Source organism: Dyella sp. 2RAB6 (assembly GCF_052115385.1).
Classification (GTDB): Bacteria; Pseudomonadota; Gammaproteobacteria; order Xanthomonadales; family Rhodanobacteraceae; genus Dyella_D.
The window spans coordinates 1-8,860 of sequence record NZ_JBFRGP010000041.1; the positions used below are offsets into that span (position 1 = coordinate 1).

At 59.2% G+C, this 8,860-nt stretch carries 4 protein-coding genes; 1 reads left to right on the forward strand and 3 read right to left on the reverse strand.

Translation table 11 applies throughout. From position 1 onward, the window contains the following. Positions 1-134: 134 nt before the first annotated feature. Together AB4083_RS22670 and AB4083_RS22675 are read right to left on the reverse strand one after the other, a co-directional pair. Positions 135-1,469, reverse strand: a complete 1,335-nt coding sequence (locus AB4083_RS22670; RefSeq protein ID WP_441610769.1) for a hypothetical protein — start codon at positions 1,467-1,469, stop codon at positions 135-137. Between the two features lie 212 nt (positions 1,470-1,681). Next, entirely contained in the window at positions 1,682-7,324 is a 5,643-nt protein-coding gene (locus tag AB4083_RS22675; RefSeq protein ID WP_441610770.1) for a DUF3320 domain-containing protein, read from the reverse strand. A 541-nt stretch (positions 7,325-7,865) separates the two neighbouring features. Between AB4083_RS22675 and AB4083_RS22680 the strand changes: the two genes are divergently transcribed. Next, a complete protein-coding gene (locus AB4083_RS22680; RefSeq protein ID WP_441610771.1) occupies positions 7,866-8,237 on the forward strand; it encodes a hypothetical protein in 372 nt (123 codons plus the stop codon). Positions 8,238-8,443: 206 nt separating this feature from the next. Here the strand turns inward: AB4083_RS22680 and AB4083_RS22685 are convergent. Further along, positions 8,444-8,860: transposase (locus tag AB4083_RS22685; RefSeq protein WP_441610772.1), on the reverse strand; the 417-nt coding region annotated here is incomplete at its 5' end.

Consider the following 8,860-nt stretch of genomic DNA (forward strand, 5'->3'; position numbering starts at 1 on the left):
AACGAGATCTTCGGGCTTCTGATAGTTGGCTAACAGACTGCTAAGCAGCTCGTCGGGCACTTCGTGTTTGCGTGGACTCATGGTGTCTCCGGGTCAGATGGCAGTTTCCTGCCAATGCCCCGTTTACACAAAATCTAGGATAGGCCCGAATAGCCGCGAAAAAGAAGCTTGTAGTGCTTCCCTTCCTCAAGCACCTCAAAGCCCATCTGCTCGAGATCGCTTCGAAGCGCTCCTGTCATGCTTGTATAGCCACGCATCGAAGACTTCAGTCTCTCGATTAGCTCATCGCGCTCGGTTACAACCTGGTTACTTGAAATAATGTCCAACAGGACATCTTTCCGCCGGCTCCCCCCATCAATTTGTGAGAGCGCGCCATTTACCAACTCGATGATTAGACCAAGGCGCTCGCCTTGATACAAATCATCTGAGCTACTCCGAACCAAGAAGCCACTTTCCTCCTGATCTCGACGCACTCGACCTGCCAAAGGGTTATATCTTAGGCGAGCATTTTCCTGCTCAAGCTGGTCGATATGTTCGTTCTTGGCACGCAGCTCACTATCGAATGCCGCGATATAGTCTTCCACAGCACCCGTACCATTTTTAAGCAGCGCTTCAACGCGCTCGCGTGACTTAGCCTCCTGTAAATGCGACCAGCTGCAGTCCTGACGCGTCCGCTGCGATAAAAGGGATTGGCGCACCTTACGGATGATCGCGTAGACCATCGACGCCGCGTCTTCATCATCGTCGTACTTGGGAAGAAACGTGAACTTCCCGATTCCGTCAGGCCAATATAACGCCACAGCTCCACCATAAGCATTTTCGGCGTAACAAGCACGCATAAGCTTGATAGAAAACGAACGAGATGGTTCGACGACGACATGAGCCATGCCAGCAAGACGCTTAGCTAGCAGATCCGGATCCACATGCAGTCGTCCCATATTGGTTAGACTCACATAAGCCACAGGCATGCTACAGCCCGCATCACCAGCAATAAGCTGCGCAGCGAGCTCGACGTCAGTATCTGCAAGCTTATGCGGCTTGTCCGATACTTCAAGGAGGCCGTCCAGGCCACCGCCGAGCGTTTGCATAATAGATTTTAAAACATAGGGAGGCTTGCCTTGATAGATTCGGTCAACGGGAAGCTCGGCGTCTACATTCAGCAGGATGGACATCCAGAAGCCGCCCTGCGCTCTACAACCAACGACCTCGGTAACCCATGTCAGACCATCGTGGTCACTGTTCTCCCATCGGACGCCGCATGATTTCTTGTCTGGTTGACTCAAGATGGAGACGGAAAGATTTTCTCTAGCGGAGGAAAAATGTCCCTCGTCGACCAATTCCTTGGCTTGCTGAAGCTCATCAGCGAGAGATGAGTGCGGACTCTTGGCTATCCATGTTCTGGCGACCTCGAGTAAGTCCGCAATGGATGCATTCTTGTTGATAGGGAACTGGGTCTTGAAGGTAAGCATTTTTAGTTACTACTCCTTGTAGTTGGCACAACTGTGGGGACTATTCGCGTCACTCAGCCCCCCCCCCCGATCGGTCGAGTCAAACCTTTACGGCCTGAGATCTGCCCTCTGGGTAGGAAGCAGAGCTCACTACCAACTGCACCAGCAGCGCTCCATAGGGCGCACCCAACAGCTTGTGTTGCTTAAGCGACCCTGAGGCATCAACAGATGCGCTATTGCACGGACGGTGGTGACGCTTCCGTGGCAGTCAGGACGCCCCCTACTTCCCTCAATTGCCGCCGTGCGATCATTCCATCGACGGCCTGCTCAAGGACACTGCGTACCTGGCTGCTGGTGTTGCGAATACCAAATCCGCGCGACACCGCCTGAATCACCTGATCTCGCGTTGCACCATAGCTGCGCTCAATCAGCTGCAGCGCAGCCACTTCAATCTCTGCCGGCGGCAGCATCTCCGCCCGACGCAACGCAATCGCATTGACCGCAGAACGATCACGCGGCACCGGCACGCAGTCCGGCGTCGACAGAAACTCGCCCGAGCGGGTGATCCGGCCCATCGAGACGGCCATCTCAATGGATCGCCCAACCACATCTTCGATGCGGCCACCCGCACGCTTGAGCCCCCACGCTTCACGCATCCGAGTAATGACGTGGTCCCGATGCACCGGCCCTTCCACCTGGACCGTCTGGACGACCAACTCCGTCAATACGCCTTGCGGTACCTCATGCAGTTCCCCAACGAGATGGTGAGGCCGCACCAAGGTCACCTCTTCATAGGGGGCGAACCCGGCAGCGTCCTCCTCGTCGGTCACCGTCTCGCGCTCGACGTAAGGCGCCTCCGCATCCAATTGTTCGGTGAGCGCAACATCATCCCGCAGCTCATCGAACTCGGCCTTCAGCGCTTCAATACGGCGAACCAGCACGTCCAGTTGCTCGGCCGGGCGCTGGAACCAGTCCGTGCTCCAGATCCGATGGATGGTCCAGCCATGCTCCTCCAGGATGGCCTGCCGCAGCCGATCTCGATCGCGGGCCGAACGTGCACTGTGGTACGCAGCACCGTCGCATTCGATGCCCAGCAAGAAGCGTCCAGGCCGCTCGGCATCGAGGACGGCCAGATCAATGAAGAAGCCGGCCAAACCCACTTGCGCCTGGACCTGGCAGCCCCGTGTGCGCAGCGCATTGGCGACTTGCGCCTCGAACACGCTGTCATGGTCGCGCCCCGTGACCTCCGCCATCGACAAGTGCCCTGTGCGGGCGTAGTGCAGGAAGATCCGAAACGCATTGACGCCGGCCCGTTCGGCCGCATAGGAAGGATCGATGTCCTCATCAGTCATCGATGCGAATACGTCGCACCGCTGCTTGGCACGACTGATCAAAACGTTCAGGCGCCGCTCGCCGCCGGCCGTCCCCAAGGGTCCAAAACGCATCGGCACGCGACCATTCGGCACCGAGCGACCGTAGCCTACCGATATAAAGATGACATCGCGTTCATCGCCCTGGACGTTCTCCAGGTTTTTGACGAAGAACGGTTCTGACCGGTGTGCATTGAAGAACGCTTCGACTTCGGGCGACAGTCCCCGACGCAACACTTCGAGTTCATCGATGATGGCCCGTCGCTGAGCCGCGGAGAACGCAGCGACCCCGAGGGAGAGCTTCGGGTAGGTGCGCGCGTGCGCAATGATCGCCTGGGCCACCGCTTTCGCTTCAATTAAGTTGTTGCGCTTGTTGCCCGCGTCGAACAACCCGTCATGAATATGGTGGAACCGCAAGCCCCTTCCGCCCTGCGCCGTATAGGGACTTGGCACGATATAGAGCTTGTTCTCATAAAACTGGCAGTTGCTGACCGCAATTAGGGACTGGTGGCGACTGCGGTAATGCCAGCGCAACATTCGGGTGGGCAAGCCACGGGCCATGAACAGCCCCAGGATGCTCTCGATGTCAGCGACTGCCGTCGCACCGTCGTCGTCCTCGTCTTCATTGCTCGCGGTCATCTTGGCAAAGAAGGCGGTGGGCGGCAGCTGCTTGGGATCACCGACGACGACCACCTGCTTGGCACGCGCAATGGCCCCCAAGGCGTCGACCGGCTGAATCTGACTGGCTTCGTCCATCACCAGCAAGTCGAACTCCATGGCACCGGGCACCAGAAACTGGGCGACGGACAAGGGACTCATCATGAAGACCGGCTTTAGCGCGCGTAACGCAGGCCCCGCTCGCTCCACAAGCTTGCGCAACGAGATGTGGCCCTTCTTTTTTTGGATTTCGCCCCGCAAGATCCCCAACGGCCCCAGTGCACCGCCATCCCGAGCCGGCACGTTCTTGTAATGCGCCCGCACCACCTCCGCACTTGCGGTGGCAATACGTTGCCGATCTAGCGTGACGAACTCCTGCACAAGACGCCCATGGGTGGCTCCATCGAAGCGGGCGAGATCGGGCACGAGACGCACCATGCGCGCATAGATCGCCTCGAAGTAAGCCATCTCGAACGCCGAAGAGAGAGCATGCGGCGCGAGTCGCCCATCATCCAGGCGCGCGACCAGATCACTGCAGCCTTGGGCGCGCGCCCGTGCCGAGCGATCACGGTAGTTTACCCAGCGCGAGAGCTGCTCATGCTCCCTGCTCCAGCGCCCAAGCCGCCATACGATGACTTCCAAGCGTGCATCGAGGAGCGTGCCGCCAATCGATGCCTCCAAGTCCAATTGCAGTTCATCAGCCAACACCTTGAGGCTCGTCTGGATGAGCGCCTGAGAGGCCGTCAGCAGCTTGGCACGCGGCACCAGATGCTCGCGCTCGCCAACCTGGCCAGCCAATGCCCGGATATCCTGGTTTTGCCCGATCCAGTCCGCGGCGGATTGGAGCATCGCCCAATCGGACTGTTCTGCCTGCCAATTCTTGTCAAAGGCGGCTTGCCCGAGCGTCACGCCGTCGCGCACCGCCTGGCGATCGCGTTGACCAGCGGCCAGCGCTTCCAACAGTATCCGCACCTTGCCCGCCTCAGCGACACCGGCAGGAATAAGTGCACCGGCTGTGGCATGGGCTCCCATATAGCGCACAGCGAGCTCGCGTAGCGCATGCAGGTCGGCTCGCTCGACCGCCGCCACGTCGCCGAAGACCGCGCCCCGCGCGGACCCCAGATCCTCCCAGACGGCCTTGAGTCCCCGTTCGATCTGCAAGCAGGTAGACGACAGTTGCTTGGCACGTGCCGCCACTTCCGTTTTTTCTGGACTGCGCGCTGCTATCAGCCGGGGTTCGGCCCCCAGACCTTTGAGGGAGCGCATCCACTCGACCAACGCCAGGAGCGGCGCCGACTGCGACCTGGCACCACGCCAATCGTCGCCGAACGCGCTGCGCCCAAAAGCATCTTCGGTCTCGACCGTTTTCTTTGCGTCCTGCCCCTTGGTCAAGGTATCCAGCAATCCCAACACGATGGGTAATGGCTGATTCGGAGTGGCCAGCACCGACCCGACCAACCGGTTGGCGGCGCGCCACTCACCACTCAGAAAACGAAAGACGCTCGTGCCGCGTGCGGCCAAGGTTGCACGTGCGGAGGCGAGACTGAGCGACCACGCCATCTCGGTCAATTGGCTTCCAATGGTGGTTTTGGCGGCCTCCAAGTCGGCCACGGCCTGCGCTAGCCCGCCAGCGCGCTCGACGCCACCATTCCAGAGGTCCGAGGCGAAGGTTTCCGGGCTGGCAGGCGGCGCGGATGCTACGCGCTCACCGATACGCGCGAGCGTGTGGAAGCCGCCAAATGAGGTTCCCGGCTCGCGCCCGAGTTGCCGCGCGAGCGCCCCCGCTTCGGCCAGTAGGCGCGGCAGTGCATCGGACACCTGAGCGAGATGCTCGAACTGCTCGGCGTTAAATGTCTCGGGAAGCTCGGTAAAGACACGCAGGGTATCGCCCAGGTCCACATCCCATGCTGCCTCGACCACCTGCCCAGCCAGTGCCTCATGCCGTGCAGCATACCGTTGGCCCAGCGAGAGCAGTTGCCGGATGGCATCGAGGTTGTGCCAGGCGTCATGCCCCATGGCTGACGCGGACAGCGTAGGCGCCAGCGCGATGCGCTGCAGCAGCTCCACCATTGGCGGCACGTCGGACAGGCGAAGCGGTGGCTCGCACTCCAGGAGCGCAGCGGCCACGGCAAAGTGCTGCTGCGATGCCTGAACCCGCTCCAGCAACTGCTGAATGCGCGCGACCAGCCGCTCGGCGTCCATTGGTGAGATGGCAGCAAGTCCCACGCCTACCCAGGCGTGATCAGCCGGCCGACCAATCTCGATCACCCGGTCCGCCAGATCCGCCAGCAAATCCTGGCGCGTGGCGAAACCATCCTTACCCCACTGCTCCGGGGCCTCCAGTTGAATATCGTTGGGACGCTCGCCCTGTTCGCGCAGGCGCACTAAATGCCCGATCACCTGGAACGCGGACAGCCCCGATCGTGCATCGACGCTATGCAGGTTGCGAGCATGAGCGTTGAGGCTATCGCGCGCCTCGGTCAGGCGCGCGAACAGGCTGCCGGGATCCGCAACCTTGGGAGCACCCAATTCCCACGTACGTCGCAGCTCATCCAACACCGCGCGCTTGTTGGCCTTGCTGCTGTGAAGTTCCAGGCAAGCATCGCCGACACCCTTATCATCGAGACGGCGCTTGACGACATCAAGCGCGGCCATTTTTTCGGCCACAAAGAGCACGCTTTTCCCATCTTTGACTGCAGCGGCAATGATGTTCGCGATGGTCTGGCTTTTACCCGTTCCCGGTGGTCCCTGGATAACCAGGTTCTTGCCCCGCCGCACTTCGTGGATCGCCAGCGCCTGCGAGCTGTCGCAATCCAGTATGTGGAGCATCTCCGATGGCGGGATCAGCGCATCGATGTTTGCGTCTTCGTGCGCGAGATCGTCACCGCCAGAAAAACCATCTGCGAGCAGTGAGCGAACCAGTGGGTGGTCGCTGATCGTGGCGCCTTTAGGCCAAACCGTTTGATCCAGGTCCCGGTACATCAGGAACTTTGCAAAGGAAAAGAATCCCACCGACATATGGTCGGGGAACACCTCCCAGGTATCCTTCGTCTCAACGCTCTTGCGCACCAGCTCCATGTAACCAAGCGGCTCGAATGTGTCGTTCGCCTCAAACGCCGGCATCCGCAGCGCATGCACGCGATCGAGATAGGCTTCGAGCGACAGGTTCGACGCAAAGTCCTCCTGCCTAACCTTCAAATTGAAACGCTCGCCCGCGTTACCGCGATCGAGCTGGACGGGAACCAAGAGCAGCGGCGCGTAGCGAATGTTCTCGGCATTATTGGGATCGACCCACTTCAGGGCACCCATCGCCAAGTAGAGCACGTTGACGCCCTGCTCCTCCTCCAATGTATGTGCATCCAAATAAAGCTCCAGCAAGCGCTTCTGCAGCCCCTTGCTGGTCAGGCGTGTTTGCAAACGCGTGTCGGCGTGACGGCGCAAGACGCCGCGCTCATCCGTGCTCTCGTCGTCGGGCTGGGCCAACTCCTCGATCTCGTCCGGCTCGGCTGCAATCTTGTTTGCATCCGCGTGGACAGCCGGTTCGGGTGAGGTGTCGTCAGCGCCTCCAGGTACTGGATCTTTGGTTTCCGCGGCACGGCCTGCCACGAAAGTGAACGTCTTTCCCTCTCGGACGAGCAGACGAAAAATCTCGTCGGCTTTCTCATCAATGATTTCGATCGAGCGGCCGCCCCTGGCACCTCGGGGCATATTGAGTAGCCGATTGCGCGCGGATAAATCGAGCAACTCGACTCGCGCCCGCTCTAGTTTTTCCGCGAGCGGCAGATTGCTCTGGAAAACTGACTGCTCGTCACCGACTGCAGATGCAGTCTGCCCCTGTAGTGGTTCCATATGCCCCCCATCCCTTGATTGCCTTCTTACTAATCTAGAAGGCCCCTCCGACGCGGGAAACTATAGCGCCCCGTCGACGAAACGGCAGCGCCCGCCAAAAATTGTGACAGTGACGTCTTGATTCGCATCAGTAATGCAGATAGCGCGGCAGATCCTCCATCAATCGGGTTTCACCTGTTCACGCAAATTTCACATAAAGCCGAGTGGCGCCACCTCACATACGGAATAGCCATGAGCCTTCTCCGATGGAAGTAGGGAGGAGACGGATGCCGCCTCTTATGAAAGACAGCATCCAAAAACCGAGCCCTCCGGCAATTTGCCGACAGACGCAGGGGCGCTATCGTCCTTGCCACGCAGAGAAGCGCGTCATAGACGTGAAGAGCACCCTGAATAGGGCTTTGCTCGTCGCTGATACACCCCGATCGAGCGGACTCGGGATTGGAGATGCCATGTCCAACGCCCTGGCAGGTAAGCTGAAGCCTTGAACATTAATAAATTAGGGGCATAAATGGACTTCGTTCGCGCACGGATCTCGCGGCTCTTGACTATGCGCAGTGTGGCTATCTCCTTTGCTCTGGCGCTTTTTAGCTCGTATGGCTTTGCCAGCGAGCCTTTAACGGATATTGATCGCGCCAAGCAGCTTGGTGGTCAATATGCGATTGGCAAAGAGGCATGCAGCATTCCCGCGGAGCAGCTTGTGGCATTCAAGCGACTAGCGGAAGAAGAGTTGCAGGGAGACGCTGCACTCATCGCTGCCTACAAACAGAGCGTCAAAGACGTCAGTGCCACCATTCGCAATGATGCCCATTGGCAGGCCTCCACGAATAAAGCCATGACGTGCGTGCCTACGCATCTGCTCTTTGCTCAGATCATGATGAAGTGGAAAAGCCGGGCTGACGGTCGCGGTAAGTAGCCCAACAATTAAGCCGGGACATCTTCTTTTAAACTTCACCCCCGAGGATGAGACGGTTGCGTAAAAATTCGAGCTGAAACGCTTCCCGCCAGACACCCATGGCCATTGCATGGGCTGCTCCCTCGCCTCGTCCCAATGCCCGCAAATTGCGCATCACCTATGGTGTGGAGTGAGCCCCTCGCTCTGGACCAGAGGCAGATCGGAGATTAAGACGCCTGCTGGACGAGATTTCGTTCGTACTGATTAGGGGATAGATAGTCAAGCGCGGAGTGCATGCGCTTGGCGTTGTAAACGTCCTCAATGAACACGGGCAGCCGTGCCGCCACATCGGCAAAGCTCTCGTAGGCCCCCAAATAGACCTCTTCGACCTTGAGCGTCTTCATGAAGCTCTCCGCCTGCGCGTTGTCATAGGGATTGGCTGGCGCGCTCATGGAGCCGAGCAAGCCATAGTTGGCCAGCGCTGCCCGGTAGCGYGCACTGACATATTGGGTGAATTCAACCGATCGTCGCAACACCTCCGGATAAGAGGTTGCGATGCGCACGAAAAAGGTACGAATTGGTCGTGTGAAGATGAGGTCGCCAGGGCGGCCTCCCGTTTTACACAGAGCGCAGAGGCGTCCATT

Bases quoted from the DNA above. Each gene is read 5' to 3' on its own strand.
- AB4083_RS22675 (WP_441610770.1), bottom strand. From the start codon at position 7,324: ATGGAACCACTACAGGGGCAGACTGCATCTGCAGTCGGTGACGAGCAG.
- AB4083_RS22670 (WP_441610769.1), bottom strand. From the start codon at position 1,469: ATGCTTACCTTCAAGACCCAGTTCCCTATCAACAAGAATGCATCCATT.